Origin of the sequence: Dactylosporangium sp. NPDC051485 (assembly GCF_040682015.1) — a bacterium.
In the GTDB taxonomy this organism is placed as follows: domain Bacteria; phylum Actinomycetota; class Actinomycetes; order Mycobacteriales; family Micromonosporaceae; genus Dactylosporangium.
On record NZ_JBFAZW010000007.1, the window covers coordinates 20,082 to 40,668 of the forward strand.

At 67.0% G+C, this 20,587-nt stretch carries 13 protein-coding genes; 5 read left to right on the top strand and 8 right to left on the bottom strand.

The window, feature by feature from the left end; translation table 11 throughout:
• Nucleotides 1-37: 37 nt before the first annotated feature.
• Entirely contained in the window at nt 38-478 is a 441-nt protein-coding gene (locus tag AB0M46_RS05430; protein ID WP_363333087.1) for a helix-turn-helix transcriptional regulator, read from the bottom strand.
• 224 nt (nt 479-702) lie between these two features.
• On the opposite strand from AB0M46_RS05430, the gene AB0M46_RS05435 reads away from it, so the two are divergent.
• Together AB0M46_RS05435 and AB0M46_RS05440 are read left to right on the top strand one after the other, a co-directional pair.
• Entirely contained in the window at nt 703-1,557 is an 855-nt protein-coding gene (locus AB0M46_RS05435; protein ID WP_363333204.1) for a helix-turn-helix transcriptional regulator, read from the top strand.
• 8 nt (nt 1,558-1,565) lie between these two features.
• On the top strand, nt 1,566-1,895 hold the full coding sequence (locus AB0M46_RS05440) for a PPC domain-containing DNA-binding protein (protein ID WP_363333088.1): 330 nt from the start codon (nt 1,566-1,568) through the stop codon (nt 1,893-1,895).
• Nucleotides 1,896-2,256: 361 nt separating this feature from the next.
• On the opposite strand, the gene AB0M46_RS05445 is transcribed toward AB0M46_RS05440, so the two are convergent.
• From AB0M46_RS05445 to AB0M46_RS05465, 5 genes are all read right to left on the bottom strand, one after another.
• Entirely contained in the window at nt 2,257-3,321 is a 1,065-nt protein-coding gene (locus AB0M46_RS05445) for an NUDIX hydrolase (protein WP_363333089.1), read from the bottom strand.
• A gap of 135 nt (nt 3,322-3,456) precedes the next feature.
• A complete protein-coding gene (locus tag AB0M46_RS05450) occupies nt 3,457-4,212 on the bottom strand; it encodes a hypothetical protein (RefSeq protein WP_363333090.1) in 756 nt (251 codons plus the stop codon).
• 290 nt (nt 4,213-4,502) lie between these two features.
• Nucleotides 4,503-9,320 carry a hypothetical protein gene (locus AB0M46_RS05455; protein WP_363333091.1) on the bottom strand — a complete coding sequence of 1,606 codons (4,818 nt, stop codon included), beginning with the start codon at nt 9,318-9,320 and terminating at the stop codon, nt 4,503-4,505.
• A 571-nt stretch (nt 9,321-9,891) separates the two neighbouring features.
• Entirely contained in the window at nt 9,892-11,520 is a 1,629-nt protein-coding gene (locus AB0M46_RS05460; protein WP_363333092.1) for a hypothetical protein, read from the bottom strand.
• A 169-nt stretch (nt 11,521-11,689) separates the two neighbouring features.
• The gene (locus AB0M46_RS05465) at nt 11,690-12,202 is read right to left on the bottom strand and encodes a helix-turn-helix transcriptional regulator (protein WP_363333093.1); all 513 of its coding nucleotides are present in this window, start codon (nt 12,200-12,202) and stop codon (nt 11,690-11,692) included.
• A gap of 176 nt (nt 12,203-12,378) precedes the next feature.
• Between AB0M46_RS05465 and AB0M46_RS05470 the strand changes: the two genes are divergently transcribed.
• The 3 genes from AB0M46_RS05470 to AB0M46_RS05480 all read left to right on the top strand — a co-directional run bounded on the left by AB0M46_RS05470 (nt 12,379) and on the right by AB0M46_RS05480 (nt 14,287).
• Nucleotides 12,379-13,152 (top strand): XRE family transcriptional regulator, encoded by a 774-nt coding sequence (locus tag AB0M46_RS05470; RefSeq protein ID WP_363333094.1) that lies wholly within the window; start codon nt 12,379-12,381, stop codon nt 13,150-13,152.
• Between the two features lie 7 nt (nt 13,153-13,159).
• Complete coding sequence (locus AB0M46_RS05475; protein ID WP_363333095.1) at nt 13,160-13,630, top strand: NUDIX domain-containing protein; 471 nt, start codon at nt 13,160-13,162, stop codon at nt 13,628-13,630.
• A gap of 93 nt (nt 13,631-13,723) precedes the next feature.
• A complete protein-coding gene (locus tag AB0M46_RS05480; protein ID WP_363333096.1) occupies nt 13,724-14,287 on the top strand; it encodes an HD domain-containing protein in 564 nt (187 codons plus the stop codon).
• Nucleotides 14,288-14,742: 455 nt separating this feature from the next.
• Here the strand turns inward: AB0M46_RS05480 and AB0M46_RS05485 are convergent, their stop codons facing one another.
• Entirely contained in the window at nt 14,743-17,685 is a 2,943-nt protein-coding gene (locus AB0M46_RS05485) for a DUF499 domain-containing protein (protein ID WP_363333097.1), read from the bottom strand.
• 135 nt (nt 17,686-17,820) lie between these two features.
• Complete coding sequence (locus tag AB0M46_RS05490) at nt 17,821-20,583, bottom strand: hypothetical protein (protein ID WP_363333098.1); 2,763 nt, start codon at nt 20,581-20,583, stop codon at nt 17,821-17,823.
• Nucleotides 20,584-20,587 lie beyond the last annotated feature (4 nt).

Consider the following 20,587-nt stretch of genomic DNA (forward strand, 5'->3'; position numbering starts at 1 on the left):
AGCGACTACCTTAGGTGTCCGGCCCGTCGCTCGATAGTCAATATGCCCGGTGTGAGCGATAGCTGGCCGGGGTCAGCCTTCGGCGTCGATACACCGCGAGACTGGCGACGTCAGCCACATGTTCGTAGCCAACCGAATCCGACTGCTCCGGCCCTACGCGACCAGAGGCGCTGATCGACTGCTGACGTCCCTGCGCCGCGCCTACCTGGGCGTGCTCGAAATGCCGACAACATGCGAGCTCGTACAGCTGCACAAGGATGCCCGAGGTATTGAGCGCTTGGTCGCAGCGTTCGACGAGATCCTCGGTCGGCCGCCGTTGCGCCTTTTCGATCTTGCCAAGAAGGTCGCCAGAGACATGCACAACGGAACCGAGTCGTGCGAGGGAATATCCCCGTAGCACTCGCCAGGCACGCAACTCGGCGCCGAGGTAGTGAAACGGAGATTCGAAGGGCCTGAGTTCGGACGGTGTCTGGGCCAACTCTCTTCTCCCTCGCTCGAACCTCGACCAGAGATCTTCCCAGTCGGTCTCGGAGGCCGGGGGTGTCGAGCATTCCCCGGTTCAGGCCGCTATCGATCCACGTTGCCGTTACCGTGACGTCCACGCCCCGAAGTCACCGACACAGACGCGCCTGGCAGCAGGACACTTCTGCCAGTTTGGCAAGGTGCCGTCTCCCTCGTAGTCTCATGCTCACCGCAGGTGACATGGAACAACGCGGCTGTCTCCAGGCCGCTCCAAAATCGAGGGACAGCTGGACCGTGGACGATCTCGGCGTAACACTGAGGCGGGCTCGGCAAGCCGCCGGCCAGAGCCTGGCCGGAATGGCGAAGCGCACCGGATTCTCGCGAAGTTACCTCGGCAACGCAGAGACCGGTGAGCGGGCAGTCACGCCCGCGGTGATCCGGGCGTACGAGAAGGTGCTGGGGGACGACTTGAACAGGCGCGAGTTGCTGATCGGCGCCGTGTCGGCGCTCGCGGCAGTCGGCGTGCCAGATGAGGCGAGCGACATCGCCACGAGCGTCCGTGCTGAGCGCTACCACCTGCTCGCGTCCGCGCAGACCTCGCACGCGGTCGACAAGACCATCGCCGCGCTCTTCTCGCAGGACACGCCGAGCCTGGCCGCGTTGACCAAGTGGGCACAGAAGGGCACGCCGGTGCTGCGGGTCAACGCCTCGGGCATACTGGCGAAGATCGGCTCCCCCGTCCTCGACGGTCAGGTCGCCCGTTGGCTCGTCGCCGACGTCGAGGTGCGCGAGCTGTACGTCACCGCGGTAGTCTCCCGGGTCCTCGGGCTGCCGTGGGACGACGCCCGCCAGCTCGCTCGCAGCGGCTTCCCCCTCGCTGAACAGCACCAGCTCGACGCGCTCACCGCAGAAGTCACCAACACCGCCGACGCGGGCGCCCACTGGTGTTCGATCGTGCTGCTCGCCCGGACCAGGCCGGAGGCGCGAACGGCCGTAGACGATGCCCTGACGGGCGCGCTGAAGACCGAGATCAGCGGCGAACACCTACGTGCCATCGGCTACACGCTCGCCGGTCTCGACCCCATCGCCGTGTAGGAGGACAGGTGTTCATCGCCCACGTCGGTCGTGACGAGGAAGTGCTCGAGTCCATCGCCAAGCAGGCGGCAGAACAGGGTGTCAGAGACGCTGCGCTCACGCTGGTCGGCGCGGTACAGGAGTGCACGGTGTCGGTCATGCCGAAGGGCGACCCGCTCGATGACATCCTGACCGACTACGACCAGCCGTTCGAACTGACCGGCACCGGGGAGATCACCGACGGCAAGGTCCACGTCCACGTCACGCTCGGCGGTGACGGCATTGTCGTCGCCGGCCACCTGCACAAGGCGATGGTGCGCGACTGGTTCGTCCGAGCGTACGTCCAGCCGGTGGGTTGAACCGGTCTCACTCCTCGTTGGGTTGCAAGGTCAGCATTGCCGGGCCGTGTGCGGTAAGTCCACCTCTATATCGACGGCCTGGACGAATCGAAGATGAACAGCTCTCCGGTCGCACGCACGCCACCCAACAGCGACAACGATCACCGCCGTACTCGCTGCCGCAGGGGCACGCCTGGACCACATCCTGGGCAGTTCGACCCGCATGCTCGGCGGTCTGATCATGTGTCACGGCGACCCTGTCAACGCCTGTCCGGTTATCGGTCGCACCCCGACATTCAACCTTGGAGCGACGAGTCTGGCGCGGCGGGCGTGAGGCGGCGGACATGACCGGACCCGGCAGCAGCGTCCCGGACAGGCACGCTCAATAAATCGGGTGGTCGTCCCGGTAGGACCACAACCGGGTGCGACCGCCCGCACCGTCGAGATGGACCAGCAGCGGCTCGATCTCGGGCCGCGAGGCGAGAGAGGACGCCAGGACCTGCTTGGCCTCGGCCAGCGGCAACAGCACGGCGCCAGTGACCTTGCCGTCCGGGTCGCGCGGGGCGATCTCGCCGTCCCAGTCCGCGCAGTCGAAGGTCAGCACCACTGCCGAGGGGTACCGCTCGGTCGTCGTGTTCACGACGTAGGCCAGCGGGCCTACGGCGGCCAGCCGCAGACCGGTCTCCTCCCAGACCTCACGGATCAGCGCCTCGGTCAGCAATTCGCCGCGCTCGACGCCGCCACCCGGGATCGACCAGATCTCCTGGCCGTCGCGTTGTTCCCGGACGAGGACGATGTGGTCGCCACGCCACAACAGGGCCGCGACAACCTGCACACCGGGACCGGTGACCGCTGCGGAAACCGTCGTATCGGGTTCAATGGCAGCGATGAGCGCGATCCAGTTCGCCTCGATGAACGCCTTGACGGCCGCCGGCTTCAGGTCGACGGGTAGCTCGCCGTCAGCGCCGAGGACCACCCGGTCGAGGTCGTAGCGACCACTCCCGGGCTCGAGGAACTCCGGCCCGTGACGCCGGTCGAGGTCCAGATGCCGCAGGCGACACACGAAGAAGTGCTGCACCGCGGCCTCGCCCGCACCGATCTGATCCGAGACAAGGAACACTTGCTGCACTGCGGCGACCTCGGCACCGAGTTCCTCCCGCAACTCCCGCACCATGGCTTGCTCCACCGACACGTCGCCCGGTTCGACCCCGCCGCCGGGTGTCGTCCAGTACGGTGCCCGTCCCGGCTTCGTCCGTTTGATCAGTAGCAATCGACCGTCGTCGTCGATGACGATGGCACGGGCCGCGCGCTTGACCACACCGGTCATCGAAAGACCGACCCTTCGCCCGGACACTGGTGGCGGGTAGCCCGGCCGCGCAATCTGGTAGGTGTCCGGATCCTCATCGAAGCTTCGCCGCCGCCGTACCCGCTGATCGTCGTCAGCCACAGCCACCCACCCTGCCGCTGGCCGTAACACCCATCCGTGGCAGAACCAGCCGACAGGTCAAGAACGCGATCACGTCGCCCAAGGTAAATGAACGGTACGGACCGAGTCCGAGAGGCGGCCGTGACTGCAGGTCCGTCACGGCGAATCTCCGCTGAGGATCTTTCGTATCATCGGGAGTGGTAGCGCCTCCTGGCGAAGGCATCTGTTGCTCAGGAGCATCGTCACAACCATCGGCGCGAGTTCTTCGGGGAGCCACCTCGCGGCTGCCTGGATCCGTAGTGGGTCCGCTGGCTCCGCCTCACGGTCGGGCCGCTGTAGCAGGGCCTCATAGAGCTGGACTGCTGGCTGCAGTGGGGGCAAGCCGATGGAGATGCCACGGTCGGATGCGCGTTGCGCGATCTCCAAGCCCTCCACGTCGAGGTCGCCGAAGTACGAGATGGTGACAATACGGTGCCCGGTCTCGACGCTACGTTCGGCCAGCGAGGCGATCGACTGGATGACGAGTTTGCCTGATCCGAGGCAGAGCCAGCCGACCTCTGCGCGGTTGGCCGTAGCCATGTGCCGCAGGACACTCCGCAGGCTGGTGAACGTGGCGACGTTTTCGACGATCAACGCCCAGGGCGCGGAACCGAGTTCCACGATAGGCAGTGGTGGAGGTGTTGCGAAGGCGCGCAGATGCGTCTCCAGCGAGAGGAGCCCGGAGACGACCAGTCGCGATTCGGTGAGGTTGTCGAGGCGTTTTTCGTTTTGGAACAGTTGGTAGGAGCGTTCGCGGAGTGGTATCGGTTCGGCCGTCCGGCCGCCGTCCCGGAGGAAGTCGTTGATGCGGACCAATATGTTGCGTTCCGCTGGCGACAGGACAGCGGTGGCTGCGAATTCCAGTTCGTCCACCCATGCTCTTGGCGGTTCGGGCTGCCGGGCAGTTCGGCGGGCGTTGACGCGTTCGACCCATCGAGGCAGGGCTGGAAGGGCGGCGTAGTCCCATCCGCTAGCGCCGGACGGTAGTCGGACGACGTCGGCTGCGGCCAACTCTTGGAATGCTTGCCAGAGGCGGTCACGTCGATCGGGTTCGGTGAGCAGGCTGCTGTCTGCGGCGTAGGCAGCCTCGATCACGATGTCAGAAGGCACTCGAGCTCGCGGATGTGCGTTTACCGCGTGGGCCATACGTTCGGCGAGCCTGTTCACCTCGCCGTCGGCTCCTCATCGGAGAGACGGAGAGCCGTGCCGGCATCGCCGGTCGGTGCTGGCTCATGATCGGTTGGCTGGTCGGGAACGCGGTACAGGCGGGTTCCGGTGATGGTGTTGTCCTGGGCGTGGCTGACGGCGTCGCGGACCGCGTCGCCGAACCGTTCGACGATCTGGACGTACTGGGTCCGGGTGCGTTCGTCGGTGCCGTTGCGCAGCCGCAGGATGAGCGGGAACTGGCCGATGGCCAGCAGGTCACGCACGGCGGTGGCGTAGACGAGCTGGACGCCGTGGGCCGCAGCGACTTCACGCTGAAGTTTGAGGAACAGCACGTAGGTGGCCTTGCTGAACGGGTTGTCCAGCAGGAGCGTTCCCACACCGCCGGGCAGTCGCTTACCGCGGTTGGCTGCGCGAAGGCGGGCCAGGATGCAGTACAACATGACCGAGACGGTGAGCAACTCCCCGCCGGAGAACTTCTGGATCTGGGTGACGGAGACCCGTTCCACCGCGAGGTTCGGTTTGGGTTTGAGCACCTTGGCAACGACGTGTCCGCTGCCGCCGAGCGCGGCGAGGACGAGCCGTTTGGTCATCATCATCGGCTCGGGCAGGGCGGTGGCCTTCTGACTGTCCTCGGGGCCGACTGCGGCGACCATCCGGTCGATCTCCAGCGACAGCCGTCTGGCCAGTTCTTCGTCGCCGCCCCAGCGGGTCATCTCCAGCCCGAGGAACCGCTGACCCGACCATTTCCCGAGACCTTTGGGCAGGGCCGAGTGTTGGGAGACCTGGTCCAGATCGTCGAACACCGACTTGATCAGGCCTGCGCATTGCTGAACGAGCAGGAGTTGGTCGCGTTCGATCGCCTCCAACGTCGCGGCGACGAGCCGTTCTCGGAGGGTCACGTCGTCGATGAGTTCGTCGATCTTACGGCGGAGGATCTCGGGGTCGTCGGACAGCCGCTCGACGAGACGGCGATCGACGACCTTGGCGTACTCCGGACGCTGCGCGAATCCCTGCAACTGGCGTGACGCCTGAGCGAGTTCCTCTTGCGCCTTGCGGTATCCCTCGGTACGTCGGTTCAGGACGGCCTGGAGCCGCCCCTCCAACGACGGCAGGCCCTTGACGGTCAGGCTGGCCGCGTCTGCCCGGCCCAGGCCACCCTCGCGTTCGAGGATCTCATCGACGTCGGCGAGATCGCCGCTGTCGATGTCCACGACGGGCAGTGAGGCGACGGTGGCGGCCAGGACCCGTTCGGAACTGCGGAAGGTATCTGCTTCGGCTCGCGCCGCCGCGGCCACGCGTTTCCGATCGTCGCGGAGCTGTTCCTGGCTGTTGGCCGCGCTGCGGGCCGTGTTCGACGCGCTCTCCGCTTCGGCGAGTGCCAGGCGGGCGGTGGCCGCGTCGGGGTAGTCCAGCGGACCGGGATCCAACTCTGAGCTGTCGGGGTCGTCCTCGCGTGGGGAGGTCGTGGAGGTGAGGGACTCCGCGTCGTTGGCTTGCTTCAGGAGTGTCTTCGCCTCGGTCCGTTCGGCTTCGCTGGCCTCACGCAGCTGGCGGGCCTGGCTGAGGGCAGCTCGGCGACGTTCCGGCTCGACCGCGTCCGGGGTGTCACGCAGCAGACTCGTCTGCTGGAGTTCCTGCTCGGTGAAGTCGCTGAGCGCCTCGCGCACCTTCTCCAGTTGGGCTTTGACGACGCCCGCCTTGGCGTGCAGCGCGGAGTCGCCGATGGCTGAGTGCCACATCCGTTCGGCATCGCTGAACCGTCTGCGCAGCAGGTCCAGCGGCAGCGTCGCGAGCTCGTCGGCATCGAGGGCAGGGGCGGAGTCGTCGGGGATGTCCAGGTCGCGCGCTTCCGCGTCGTACCGGTCGACGTCCGCTCCTCGAAGCGTTGCCGCGCGGTGCTGCTGGGTGGCGGTGCGTTGGGCCTGTTCGGCACGGTCGCGGTACTGCTCGGCGAGGCGGGTCTGGCGCCCGTGTTCGGCCTCGGCCTCGGCCGCGGTCGTCTTGAACTGGGCGACGGCCTCGACGCGGCGGGCCAGGTCACGCATCGTCGGCAGCAGCGACGCCAGGGTCTCCAGCCGGGCGTTCAGTTCCTTCTCGGTCGCCTTTGCGGCCGTACGCTCGGCGTCCAGGCGGACATGCTCTGCAGCGGCGGCCTCCTCTAGGGCGTCAAGGTTCTCCATCTCCTGGGCCAGCTGCGCCAGACGTGCGTGCAGTTCGTCGCGGCGGTGCTGGTGGAATTCTTCCAGGTGGCTGCGGAGATCGGCGGCCAGCCGACGGTCCGTCTCCCGCTGCTCGGCGATTCGCTGACGTCGGGCGTCCAGACCTGCGAGGCGGACCTGCAGGAGGTGCTCTTCGGCGTCGGCCGCCTCCCGTTCGAGCAGGGCCGAGCGGAGCGGTACCACAACCTGCTGGTCGGTTGCCGTGCCAGGATCGGCCGCGACCAGCCGGCGGGCGGCCTGGTCGAGGCTGACCTGCACGACCAGCGTCGTGGTGAGGTTCGTCTTGTTGATCAGGCCGGGCAGATCGTCGTCGGGGATCTCACCGAGGATGACGACGCCACCGACGATCTGCGGAACGTTGCGGATCACCTCGGCGTGCCGGTCCGCGGTGACCGTGTCGCGCAGGAACTGCAGGCCGCTCACTGCCGTGACACCGGCGGCGTTCACCGCCTCCAGGGTCTGCTCGACGTCCAGCGGTGGCGGCAGGAAGTGGGTCTGGGCCAGGGCGAGCTGCGCGCGGCGGTCGTCGGACGCGGTTACCTCCTCGGCGACCAGGCGGGACTCGGCATGCTGCACCCGTTCGGTGAGCAGCCCGACCAGCCGTGTGCCGGCCACGTCGAGGTCGAGTCCGGCATCGGCGTCGGCTGCGGCCAGCTCGATCAGGCGCGGATGACGGGAGAGGGTGTGGCGTTGCCCGCCGAGCCGGGTGAGGGTGTCCCAGGTGGTGTCGTGCTGGTCCTTGACGTCGCGGTATCGCAGTGCGCGTTCACCGCGTTGTTCGGTGAGCGCGTGCAGTTCGGCGGTGATCGTCTCTGATCGTTTCGCGGCAGCGTCACGGCGATCGGCGGAATCCTGTCGCTCGCGCTCGTAGCGTGCGACCGATGCGGCCACGGACTCGCCGGCGTCGACCTGGCCGGCGGTTCGGGCTTGGCGCTCTGCCGCCTCCGTCTCGCTGATGGCCTCCTGGGCCTTGACCAATGCCGACGTTGCGGTGACGGCCGCCACGAGTGCCGCTTCACGGTCGATGCCGGCCTGTGTCACGTCGGCTTCGGAGGCAGCCGCTTGCGCTGCGGCATCGTCGCGTTGCACAGCCGCGCTGGCCTTCGCTGCGAGGAGCCGGTCATGCAGCGCGGTGGCGGCGCGGTGCCGGGCCTCACGCAACGGGGCCGCCCGCTGATCCTCCTGGGCGATGAGCGCGTTCAGCTCGTCGTACTGGCGTTGGTGCTCGTCGAGGTCGATCGCCGGCCCGAGGGCTTCCCACCCCCGTTCGGCCAGTCGCGCCTCGGTGACCTTCCGGTCGGCGGTCTCGAACCGTGTACGTGCCTCGGCGATCGTCAAGCGATTGACCACCTGGGTCAGGGCGGTGGCGCGTCGGGCGCTGCGTGCCCGCCGCCGGTACTCCTCGGTGGCGTTGCCGTGCGCCACGGCCGCGTCGGCGTCGGCGACCTCCGCGTCGGTGTCGCGGGCGGTGGCCCGGGCGACGATGTGGTTGCGGGCGAGGTCGATGGCCGCTGCGCTCTGCGCGAGGTCGCGGGCGCTGGTGGTCAGCGAGGCGGTCGCTTCGCGTACCGGCTGCAGCCGCAGCACAGCGGTTGACAGGAACCGTTGCTCAAGTTCCCGCGCCGGCCGCTGCGCGATCGTCCGGGCCTGCTGTTCAAGATTCTTCCGTACCTCGATGGGGAGCTTGACATCCACCACCAGGTCGATGAGGAAGTCGATGAACCGCTCGGGTGTGTCGAAGCTGAACAGTTCGGTGATCGCCCCCTCGTCACGGTTCATGTCCCGCTGGACCTTGAAGATGCGCGGGTCGAGACCGACGTTGGTCAGCGCGCCCTCCCATTGGGTCTGGTCCTTGGCCACGACCAGGTCGATGCGATGATTTCCTTCCATCACCGCGTTGAGCGCCTTGACGTAGGCGTTGAGGGACAACCTGCTCCCGTCGACGGCGACGGGCAACGAGTCCAGATCGAGGACCCCGGGGATCGGCCGGAACCTGTACCAGCGGCGGAGCAGATCGTCCCAGGACGCTTCCAGGTCGCGGGGGCGGTGACCGTTCTTCCACTGGTAGACCCCACCGGTGATCAACGCCGGGCCGCCCCACAGTTCGGTGTCGTCCTCCCATTCGGCGACGACATGGGCTGCGTCTCCACCCGCGAGATAGTCGGCGAGCGACTTCTTCTTCGCGTGCCCGATGAAGTCGACCTTCGCGGGCAGCAGCAGGCTGTAAAACAGCGCCAGCAAGCTCGACTTTCCACCACCGTTGCGCAGCCACACGATCGCGTCGACCGTCCTGGCGGTCGGATCGCCGGTCACGGTGACCTCGCTGCCGGTAAGATCGAGCACAAGCGTGCGGAAACGGGCGTCGGCATGACCGATCCGCTCAAAGCGCAGGCGACGCAGCCGATACATCAACGCTCCCCGTCTTCGCCGACACCGTCGGGCAGGACGACCTGACGCCGGCGCACGTCGGCGACCTTTTCGTAGACCAGCTGGCCTGCCGCTTCGGCGACCTGCAGCCGGAACCGGTGCAGGAGCCGGTAATGCCCGACACCGAACTCGGTCGCTCGTTGGGCGAGCCCTTGAGTGACCAGCCAATCGAGCACGTTGGTGATCCAATAGTGGGTGCAGGTCGGCGACAGGGTGTTGCGCCCGGTCGCCCTGTGGCTGGGCATCCGGTCGTAGTCGCGCCAGGCCTGATCGAATTCCGCGCTGGTAGACGTCAGGCCGGACTCGTCCTCGCCCGACCTCCGTAGTTCACTGATCAGGTGCCGGACGAACGTGTCGACCTCAACGACCGAGACGCGTTTGATGGTCTCCTCTTCCAGGTCGGAGGGGGTGGGGTACGCGCGGGCAGCGATCGCGACATGGATCAGACCGACCAGCATCCGCTCCGCCGGTTTGATCCCCTTCTGGTAGTCGACGAGGCGGTAGGTGAAGATGCCGTCGGGATGCGGATGCGCGACGATGCCCTCCTCCGGGTGCGCCGCCACGATCAGCAGGGTCAGCCCATCAGCGATCGCGTCCACCAGCTCCCGGAACTCACTCGAGCTGCGGTAGCGCTCCAGCAGCTGGTGGTAGGGCTTGTCGGCCAGCGGCCGCAACCGCGGCTGGCAGGCATAGCGCACCAGACGGGCCGCGTCCCGCGCGTCATCGATGACGGTCACGTTCATACGAGAGCCTCCGGGCGGGTCGGGCCGTCAGGGAGCGGGGCCGGTACGACGAGGAGGTCCCGGCCGACGTAACCACCGAGGTCGAACCGGGAGCCGTCATCGAGGACGACCAGACCGGTGGAGAACAGGTCGTCGAATTCCATCGGAGCTTCGTCGCCGTCGTCGTGCTCCGGAGCGAACGCCCACAGCACCGACAACGCGACCAGATCGACCACGGTCGGCCCGTGCGGCTCGGCCGCGTGCAGCAGCTCCGACAGCCGACACGGCCGCAGCAGGGCCACGCCCAGGACAGCACGGGCGCTCGCACGCTCCGCCTCGGTGTAGGGCTGGGCGTCGTCTTCCTCGTCGCCGAGCTCCGGGTCATCCTCGTCCGGGTGCTTGCCGATGCTCTCGCGGGCCGGAGCGAGCAGAAGATCGTAGAGATCGGCCAGGCGCGGGAGCCGGGCAACGACGGGCCCCGCGAGCGCTTCGGCGAACAGGCTGACAACCTCATCCGCGTCCGCTGCGCTCATGCGGATGATCGGGTGCAGCACCTCGTCGGTCATCGCCACCAGCCGGAGACTGGCGATCGGACGAAACCGTTGGTCCGCTTGGGCGTCCAGGAACGTCCGCATGGCCCGCAGCACCGTCCCGTGCAACTCGATGTGGCGCTGGTTGCCTCTGCCGAGCAGGGCGAGGATCCGCACGCACGTCTCCCGGACATCCCGGTCGCCGGCCTGGTTCCGCGCCTGGCGCATCCGCTCCATGAGGCCGTCTTCGGCATGCAGCCGTTCCTCCAGATGCGCCCGCGAGCCGTCCAGCAGCGCGGGCACCGCCTCCGCCCAGTCCACCGTGCGGACGTCGTGCTCGGTCTCCGCCAGCACGGTTCGCACCTTCTCGGCCAGCGCGACCGACAGCAGCATGCTCTTGGTGGCGCTCTCCTCCGCCCGGTTCCACTGCCCCCGACTGATCTGCGCGGTAAGCACGGCGTCCATCGCCAGCTGAGCGTCCTCCACCTCCAGGTCAAGGCCACCGATCAGCGCATTGATCGCCTGCACGCTAGCCCTGAGCACGACGTGTCCCCGTCGGCCGGTGCCCTCTTCCAGGAGCCGGAACGGCAGCGGGACACGCCTGTGCCCATGGCGGTAGTCGCTGTAGTGGACGACGAACTTCGCCCCGCCTTCGCGGTCATTGAGCAGTTCCTTCAGGACGAATCTCGCGACCGTGGCGTGGTCGGACGACGGCAGGTCCGGCGCCGCGAGCTGAGCGAGCCTGCCCAGCAACGCCAGGACGTCCTCACTGGTCGCCTCGTCCTCCATCCCCTGACGCGTGACGACCGCGTCGAGCGCGGCAAGGGCGAGACTGCGAAGGTCGTAGCGGTCTTCCGCGAACTGCTGCCACGCCTCCTTGCTCTCCATCGCGTGCAGCGGCGCCGAACGCGCCAGCACCGTGACCCGCCGAACGAAACCCGCATCCGTGACGAACTGCATCGACTCGGCGAAATCCATGACCGGACGCGGCTCACTCGCCAGCAGTTCGTGTTCCTCGGCGGTCAACATCGACAGCAGATCGGGAGTGAGCTCGACGCTAAACTCCTCGGCCGCCACGACCACCCCCACCGAGATCAACCAGCCAGAACGCTGCAACAGCCCACGGCAGTACGTCCCCAGGGCTCCTACAGACGACCAGCATCCGATCTCGTCGAGTGACGAACATATAGCGCACTGTAGAACACCGCCACGACATCGAACAGCCTCGCAATGTTTTAGGAAGCCATCGGTCTCGTCATTGCCCTCGCCGGAATCACCATGACCATCAGCTATGCGTGATACCGGGTGACCGGAGATCGTCGTCCCATCGTTGTCCCCGGCCGGCAGCACGCCGGTGACGCGCCGCCTCGAGATCCACGACATCGGCGACACCGTAGACGGCACGCCTACCCACCTGCCTCCGCCCAAATCCGGGGACAGCTGGCCGCTCGATCACGCCGACGCCGGCAAGCGCGATGCGCGGCGACGTCGCCGTGACTTCAGCCTGGTGGCCATCACGCACAGGTCGGCGCGTCCCTCGGTGCTCGACCTCCGCCAGTCGATACAGGCGTGACAGCGCACCGAGGCTGTCCAGGGCCACGTCGCAACGGCGGACGAGGTCCCGGGCCGGCCAGCGCTGCGCCTTCTCCACCTTGCCGATCAGGTCGCCGCTGACATGCACCGCACGACCCAACGCGGTCAGGGACATGCCGCGTAAACAGCGCCAGTGACGCAGTTCGGCACCGAGGAAGTGCTGAGCGGACACGAAGGGAGTCAGCTCCGCCGGTGCCTGAGCCATGCCGTACCCCCTCAACGATCTGGCGACCGCAACGAACGCCGTACGCCGCCCACCACGGTTGTTTTGATTGGATCGTCAGAAGCGGGGACCCCACCACTGCCGCCGACGGACTTTCCGGGACGCCAAACTGCTGCTAGAAACGTCCCCATGCGTCCCATGTTCTGTAGTGATGCCTGATGCCGAACGAGCGGCTGCGCGGTGCGATGGCCGCCCGTGGCCTCACCGTCGCCCGGTCCGCCGAATTGGTCGGCGTCGACGTCAAGACCGTGGAACGCTGGATCACCCGCGACCGGGTCCCGCATCGACCGCACCGCCACGCCACCGCGAAACTCCTCGGAGTCGAGGAGACCTACCTGTGGCCCTCCCTCACCGCCGACCAGCACACCGTCTCCGCCGGCCGGGCCGAACTCGTCGAGTTCTACCCGTCACGATCCTCAGTTCCCCCGCAACTGTGGCGGTCACTCGTTGACCAGGCCAACGAGTGTCTCGACGTGCTCGTATTCGCCGGTCTCTTCCTGCCAGAGATCCAGGACATCGGACGGCTCGGCGAACGCGCCCGCCACGGCTGCCGAGTGCGGCTCCTGCTCGGCGACCCCCACGCGACGGCGGTCGCCGTGCGCGGCGAGGAAGAGGGCTTCGGCAACGGCGTCGCGCACCGGATCCTGCTGACCTTGAAGTACTACCAGGCCATCCTCGCCGTCCCCGGCGTAGAACTCCGGCTGCACAACACCACCCTGTACGCGTCGATCTTCCGCAGCGACGACACCATGCTGGTCAACACACACGTCTACGGCTCACCAGCCGCCCACAACCCGGTCCTGCACCTCCGGCGCATACCCGGCGGCCGGGTCGTCGAGCACTACCTGACCAGCTTCGACAAGGTATGGGCCAACGCCACACCGACCACCGACGTCGAGCGGCTCATCACCGCGTTCAACCAGGAAAGGTAGCCCCACCATGGCCCGCAGGGACTACGTCGACGACCCGAACGCACCCACCGCCAACAGCGTCGTCGCCTCCGTCGTCGCGGCCGTCCGCAACGACGACGGCGACCTGTTGATGATCCACCGCACCGACAACAACCTGTGGGCACTACCGGGCGGAGGCCACGACATCGGCGAAACCATCGCACAGACCGTCGTACGCGAAGTCCGCGAGGAGACCGGCGTGGACGTCGAGGTCACCGGCCTGGTCGGCATCTACACCAACCCAAACCATGTCATGGCCTACGACGACGGTGAAGTCCGCCAACAATTCTCCATCTGCTTCACCGCCCGACCCGTCGGCGGCACCCTGACCACCTCCAGCGAGTCCCGCGAGGTCCTCTGGGTGGCCCCGGACAAGCTTGACGACCTGGACATCCACCCGTCCATGCGGCTGCGGATCGAGCACGCGCTGGCCGACCTGCCCCGCCCATACATCGGGTGACACCCGGGGACCTTTCGCGGACCTGCAAGACGTCCCGAGAGGACCCGCCCACGCCGTGGGCCGGCCCTCTCCCATCCGATTAGCCTCGAACCTGTGGACGATCTTGTCGGCAACGCCGCGGACCTCGCCCGGCGTCACCTGGACACACCGGCGCTCGCCGATCGATGGCGACACGTGCAAGCCGTCGCCCAGCGAGCCGGGCAACTCGTGGCCGCCGTGGACCTCGCAGACCGCAGCCTGCTCGTCGCCGCAGCATGGCTGCACGACATCGGCTACGCACCCGAGCTGGCCGAGACCGGCATGCACGCCATCGACGGCGCCCGGCACCTCCAGCACAGCGGCTACCCACTCCGGCTCGCCGCCCTCGTCGCCCACCACAGCGGCGCCCGATTCGAGGCCGCCGAACGCGGACTGACCCACGCCCTCGATGAGTTCACGCTCGAAGACGGCCCTGTCCCGGACGCGTTGGCGACCGCCGACCTGACTACCGGCCCGCAGGGGCAAGCGATGACATTCGACGCTCGCATGACGGAGATCCTGCACCGCTACCCACCGCGCAGCTCGGTCCACCAGGCCATGCTTCGGGCACGCCCGACCCTCGCCGTGCAGGTCGCACGTACAGCCGATCGTCTCCGCCGGACGAACACCGCTCGGTAGCGGTGGTCACGTCAAGCCCGACGAGCCGGCCGTCGCCCCGTCGTAGTCCGGGATGCCGAGGAGGGTTCAGGCTGGTCGCCTGCCCGCATCCGCGGTGGCCCGGCGACCGCCCAGGATCAGCCTGGCGTACTGGTGGTTATGGGCCGCGCCCGCCAGTCCTGGAAGTAGAACCACAGCAGGACCAGCAACCCGGGGCTGCTGCAGACGACGAGGGATGAGAAACAGGAAGTCAAGAGAACTTTGCGGATCGAGGATACTGCTCCGAGCCAGTGTGGACATGCCGCAGCGTTACCGCTCGGGTATGCCACGTTCGTCGTTCCCGAGCGATCCTCCCTGGCCCGATCCGGCTGGGTCACGGCCCGACGGGATCTGCAAGGTGATCGCGCATGAAGGGGCTGCGGGTGCCGTGCTAGAGAGACGGACAGGCCGCTGCCCTTTGTTGATGGGCACCGCCGCTACTTATACTCGCGGTTGGTGACCGTGCCGCCAAGAGCCTCTGCGGCTGCGGTGACCTTTTCAGCTGCCTCTGGCCTGAGGATGAGTTCCACGGTGCCCTGCGCGTAGCTGGCCTTACCGGCGTCAAACGTGGTGTAGAGGACGCGGAAGAGTTCGGTCAACGCGTCGGCTCGAACCGGATCGTCGAGGATCGCGCCGGCCAGCGAAAACCTGACGTGCCGATCTGCGATCGGGACGTTCGTCGGGTCGCTGTCACCTCCTGCGGATCCGCCGTGCTGCCCGCCGTCGGTGGGCTTCTGGTCGTCGCTGGAGTCATCCTCGTCGGTGGACGTTTTGTCGTCTTCGGGTTCCGGGGTGTCCGGTCGAGGCCGGACGAGCCGCAAGCCGGTTGAGGACAGGTTGATCTGTTCGGGTGTGGTCACGACGACATCTGTGTCGTAGCCGTCAACGATCCTGACCTTGCCGTCGCGGACCGCCTGGTAGATCGCCTGGCGGATGTCGTCTTCGCCGCCGTGTGGCAGTGCGAGGCGTGGCGTGTTCCAGAACGCGTCGCGTACTTCTGACAGGGGTCGTCCGTAGTCGACGTCACGCAGATTGAACACCATGACGTCGGCGTTGAACTGACCCGCGTCGAAAGTTTTCTGCCGGTCCGCGAGAGCCTTCCACACTTGAGTGCCGTTCAGTGCGGTCACTGTGCCGGTCTCGTCGTCGAACGAGTGCTGATCGACGACGCGGGTGTCTACGGGTTGGGCGAGGAACACAACATGCTGGAAGGCGCGTTTGATGGCTTTGAAGAGCTTGTCCTTGGCTTCCTTGGTTTCTCGCTCACCGGTGGCCTTGAGCCCTTCCTTGTCCGCCTGAACTTCCGGGGTGTTCAGTGCACGGGAACGGGCAAGGTACTCGGTGGCCAGGTTGCGGGCCTGCGCCCGGCGCTGGGCGTTGGCGACGATAAAGATGGCCGACGATGCCCACTGGACGGGTACGCGGTCTGCTCCGCGGCCGAGACCCATCGCAGCCTCGATGGCTGCCATGGTGCCGTCCTCCCCGCCGTTGCGCAGGACGAACTGCGCAGGGTCGAGCACGACCATGCGGGTGGTGCGGGCGTCGTCGATGCCGGCGCTGGTCAAGACCTGTACAGCGCTCCGTTTGGTGTCGGCGGCCACGAAGTGGCGCTTACGGAACGGCCCGGTGTTGGCCAACTCTTGGGCCAGTTCGGCGATGCAGATGTCGCGCTCGGCGTCCGTGACGGCTTTGCGGAGGTTGTTGACGAGCATCCGGTAGGTGAGTCGGGTGGAAAGGAAGTAGCGGGTCGGCTTATTGTGGCCCTGACCTGGGATGATCTCCAGGGCGGACATGCCGGTCGTTTCCTCGGTCAGTTCGGTCAGCACGCCGTCCGCTTCGGCGAGCGCATAGGTGATGGTCGGCACCGCGGTGGCGGCTTTGATCTCCGGCGCTGAGGCCCCCCGGCGGCCGCCCAGTCGGGCGCCGACCATGGAGGTGACGAAGATGAACGACGCGGCACGTTCCGACGCGCGCGGGTTGACGTCACGCCAGAAGACGTCGGACCGTGCGAGATCCAGCAGGCGCGCGGCGCCTCGCTGCTCGTCGAGGGTGACGATCTCGTTCTCGGACAGCGAACGGTAGTTGGACACCGTGCGTTCGTCCGCGACCAGCCCGGAGTCCAGCAGCGACTCGCGGACGGTCGTGTCGGACAGTGGCAGGTCGCCGGGCCCGATGAGGGGCGGTACCCAGTCACCGCGGTCGGCGCGCTGCTGCAGGGCGTAGACGGTTGCGGCGAAGATGCTGATCGTCGAGCGGACCCGTTGGAATCCGCTGACTTCAGCCCATTCGTCTTCGGCGAGATGGATCAGCTGCGGATGGAACGGGTAGCAGCGGGTCACCTCATCCTGGAAACGCTCGGTCCAGCCCTGTCCCAGAGTGGCCCATACCTGACGGACCCAGGCCGGATCGGTGAGCACCGGCTGCCACGCTGCTGCGGTCGCATCGATCACCTCCTGCTGCGGGGCGTTCTCAAACAGCCGGCGCCGCAGGATCGCGGCGAAGTCGGTGTTCTCGGTCACCGGTGCCCGGGAGCCGTTGCGCTCCAGCAGGGTGTTGATATCGGCTCGGCGTTCCCGTGCGCCCGCCGACTGCGCCATCGGGTCTTTCTCAGACGAGATCATGACGACCAGGGCCGCGCAGTGCGGCACGTCGTTGACCACGTCTGTCAGCGCCCGGAGGAATTCGATGTCCTGGCCAGCCAGGACGCTGTCTGCGTCCGAGGCGTTCCCCATGTAGTTCATGATCTCGTCGATGAGAACCAGGACCGGCCGTTGGACGGACCGTAGCGCTTCAGCGATCTTCGCCTTGTTGTTGAAGTACGGGGCGTACTGCTCGTAGACCGGGTAGTCCGGTCCGACGAGACGCCACAGGAACCGCTCCCAGAGTGTTTTGGCCGGTCCATCGAACTTCTGGTCGGATGCGCCGGGCGTCATCGAGTCACACGGCAGCACCACCACCTTCGGGTCGGCGAGGTCCTTGGGCAGTTCGACGCCGAGGATCTGCTGCGCTCTGGCGTGGACCGCCCTGCCGATCTCGGTGTCGGCGAAGGCGGCCGGGCTGGTACCCATGTGATAGGCGCCGATCACGGCGTGTGACTTGCCGCCGCCCATGCCCTGATCCGGTCTCCACAGCGCCCGACCCGCCTTGAGGTAGGCGCTACCTCCTGCCAGCCGCACAGCCAGCGAGCTGAGCAGGTCCACGAGCACTGTGGTCGGATGGGTGATCGCGCCGTAGTAGGTGGCGTCGGCGTATGGAGGCCGTTCGCTGCCGGTGCCGTAGACCGCTTGGTACAGGCTCATCTGTACGTCGTCGATCTGGCCGCCGCCGGAGATGATCTCCGTGCGCAGCTTCAGCGCCTTCCACCAAGGCGTCACCCGCATGTCGTTACTCCGCAAAGTCGTGGCCGTCCGGTCTGGCGTTCATGAGTGTTGCATCCGCCCCGTACACGAGCGGATCGGGACAAACATATTCGGTATCGCGGCGGGCTCGCTGCCCGCGTCGGATCGAACGCCCGATCAGAAGAGTGTCGGCTGATTGTCCTCCTGGATACGTCGCTCCTGCCCGGCGACACGATGTGAGGTCGCCCGCGACGCCGCGGATCCGACGCCAGAACGGTTGCGCAGCAGTGCAGTCCACGCCAACGAGTCTGCGTCGGATGCAGGCAGGCGGTTGGCCAGGAACTTCATCGAAGCCCACAGGTACAGATCATCGGTCTCCCGGCCTGCAGCGGCGAGGACCTCCCCGACCGCGTCGAGCCCACCCGGGTACGCTCCGGCCATCGCCAGCACCACGTCAATGACTGAGGAGTCCGGCGTGACCTCGTGTTTGTGCTGGGCCGCCGACACGAACCGCACACCCTTGTCGGCATCCGGTACAAGGTCCCGCACGTCGGCGAGCTCCAGCGAATCGGCGAGCGCCTGCCACCGAAGTTCGCTCTTGGACACGGCCCCGCGGCCGTAGAGACGCACCCACCACAGCGCGAACCGGCTACGAGCGTCGAACGCATCCAATGGATACTCGTCGACCTCGACCGCCATCGCCTCACGGACCGCAGTGCGCGCCAGCGGCAGGAACGTGGTGATGTCCACAGGCCGGGCCAGATGGTCCAACACCTCGCTGTAGCGCCCGGCGACCTCCATCGCCGGGCCGGCCGCAGCCATGAGCATGTCGGTGGGGGCCAAACCGAAACGTTCCCACTCCGGATAACGTTGACGGATCGTCGCACGGATCTCCGCCTCGACCGCCGCTCGTCTAGCTGCGGGCCGGTCCGCGGCGGCAGGCCGACACGCCATTGTCAGGGTCGTCTCGATGTTGGCCTTGCCCTGATGGCTTCCGGATTCGGTGTTGGCCGGCCACGACGCGGTCATGACCAGGCCGGCTTGTTTGATCGCAGCCAGCAGCCGCTGCCAAACCTCAGGTTCCCCGTGCCCGAACACGATCGTCACCAGGCCGTCGGCCCGAACCACACGGCTCATCTCGCGGAATGCCGCCGCCAGACTCGCGTCGTAGTGTGTTCGGGTCCGGTGCTCCTCGGGCGCCTCCCCCCGAACCCGCTTGACGATGATCTCCTCATCCTTCTCCTGTCCACCGTCGCTCGCGGCGGTGAACCCGACCTCTGGCCAGGTGGAGTAGAGACTCCGCTTGAGCCAGGCGTACATGATGTCCGACGAGTCGGCATAGGCGATCATCTCGTCGTACGGCGGATCGGTGACCACGGCATGCACGGTGCCGTCACGGAGCGGCAGCTTCGTCGCGGAGGCCCGGTACACCGTCGCCGGGCGACCGCGGATGCCTTCGATCAGCCCGCGGATAGTGCTGAGCGAACTCGCCGATATCGAGCTCCACGTGCCCGGTCCGTCACCGAGGCCGGCCTCGAAGAAGTCGTACGAGAAGGTGATGGACCCTTGGTTGGCGAACATGTCATGCACGCCACCTCTCGAAACATCGAGGGTGCACCCGCGGGTGGCGCGTCGAAGCTTACGGGCGAGCACCGCGCTGCTGTATCCGGTGATTGCCCGTGCGTAGTCGAGGCTGACTCCGCAGCGCATCAGCTCGGCGCCGACCTCGTTGATAGACCGTGCCAGACGCACGAACGACAGCGTCTGCCGGTCGCACATGAGGTCACCGTAGGTGCGGGCGCCGTAGATCGACGGACCGATGATGTTGTTGTTGCCCGGTCCGATGCGCTCATTGGGCACCGCCGGCAGCAGCGGGTTGAAGGCCGGCTCCTTCCGCAGAGCCTCGGTGGCGGCTGCTGCCCTTTCGCGTTCGGTGTCATCCGCCTCCCGGAAGTGTTTGCCGTACTCCGGGTCAAGATCGGCGACGATCAGCAGCGAGTCCTCGCCCAGTCCGGCATCAGCCAGCCGCCGGTGCACTGCGAGCGGATGCGGATGCTCGCAGAAGATGCAGACCGCCGACTTACCGGCGATCTTCTTACCGTCCCTGGTGGTGGCGTTCGCCAGGCTGGGTGTCCGTCGGGGCCGGCCGTCATGGACGACCACCCGGAACTCCCGATTATCGGCGGGCTCGACGTAGAACGACTGCCCGGGATCGTCGACCGCCGGCCGCGACCGCGTCGCCTTGCGGTGGCCCGGGCTGCGTAGCTCGTAGGAGCCGATCAGAGGAAACCGGCTGCCGCATTCCTGGCAGGGCAGCGTGACCGCCCACAGGTAGCCCCACGGAAAAGTCGCGTCACCGTACTCATCGACACCTGTGGCGTTGTAGACGGGCTCCATCGCAGCCCGGTACCGGCGACCGATCTCAGCGAAGACCGTTTCCAGGTCATCGACGAGTCGTTCCCCCCGAACCTCGATCGCCTTGTGCGCGAACGGTGCGGGTTTAAACGGCAGCGCGGGCTCGCCGGACCAGTCACGGAACGGGAAATCGATCAGCAATGAGCTGGCCAGATACGGAACGTACAGATAGTCCACCGCGGCAGCCTTGATGCCAAGGCGCGCAGCCTCCAACGGGATCATGCCGCGTCCGCTGAACGGATCCAGCACATTGACGTCGTCTCCGAACTCGGCATGCAGTTCGTCGCGGATGCTTTCCCACGCCGCGTACCGTCCGCTCAACGCCTTGCGTACCAACTCGCGCAGGTACTCCTGCCGCTGCGGATCATCCGACCAGGGCAGCAGCGAACACAGCACCGCAGCCTTCGCCTGCGCGGAGGGTCGGGCCGCGAACCAGGTGAACAGGTTACGCTCCGCGTTGCCGGACCCCCAGCCCGCAGTGCTGTGTCTGGATACCTCGGCGCACGGGAACCAGCGTTCGATCATTCGC

What these genes read in the sequence shown, in the direction of transcription:
- AB0M46_RS05475 (WP_363333095.1), top strand. Translation starts at nt 13,160, where the DNA reads ATGGCCCGCAGGGACTACGTCGACGACCCGAACGCACCCACCGCCAAC.
- AB0M46_RS05465 (WP_363333093.1), bottom strand. Translation starts at nt 12,202, where the DNA reads ATGGCTCAGGCACCGGCGGAGCTGACTCCCTTCGTGTCCGCTCAGCAC.
- AB0M46_RS05485 (WP_363333097.1), bottom strand. Translation starts at nt 17,685, where the DNA reads ATGCGGGTGACGCCTTGGTGGAAGGCGCTGAAGCTGCGCACGGAGATC.
- AB0M46_RS05435 (WP_363333204.1), top strand. Translation starts at nt 703, where the DNA reads ATGGAACAACGCGGCTGTCTCCAGGCCGCTCCAAAATCGAGGGACAGC.
- AB0M46_RS05490 (WP_363333098.1), bottom strand. Translation starts at nt 20,583, where the DNA reads ATGATCGAACGCTGGTTCCCGTGCGCCGAGGTATCCAGACACAGCACT.
- AB0M46_RS05470 (WP_363333094.1), top strand. Translation starts at nt 12,379, where the DNA reads ATGCCGAACGAGCGGCTGCGCGGTGCGATGGCCGCCCGTGGCCTCACC.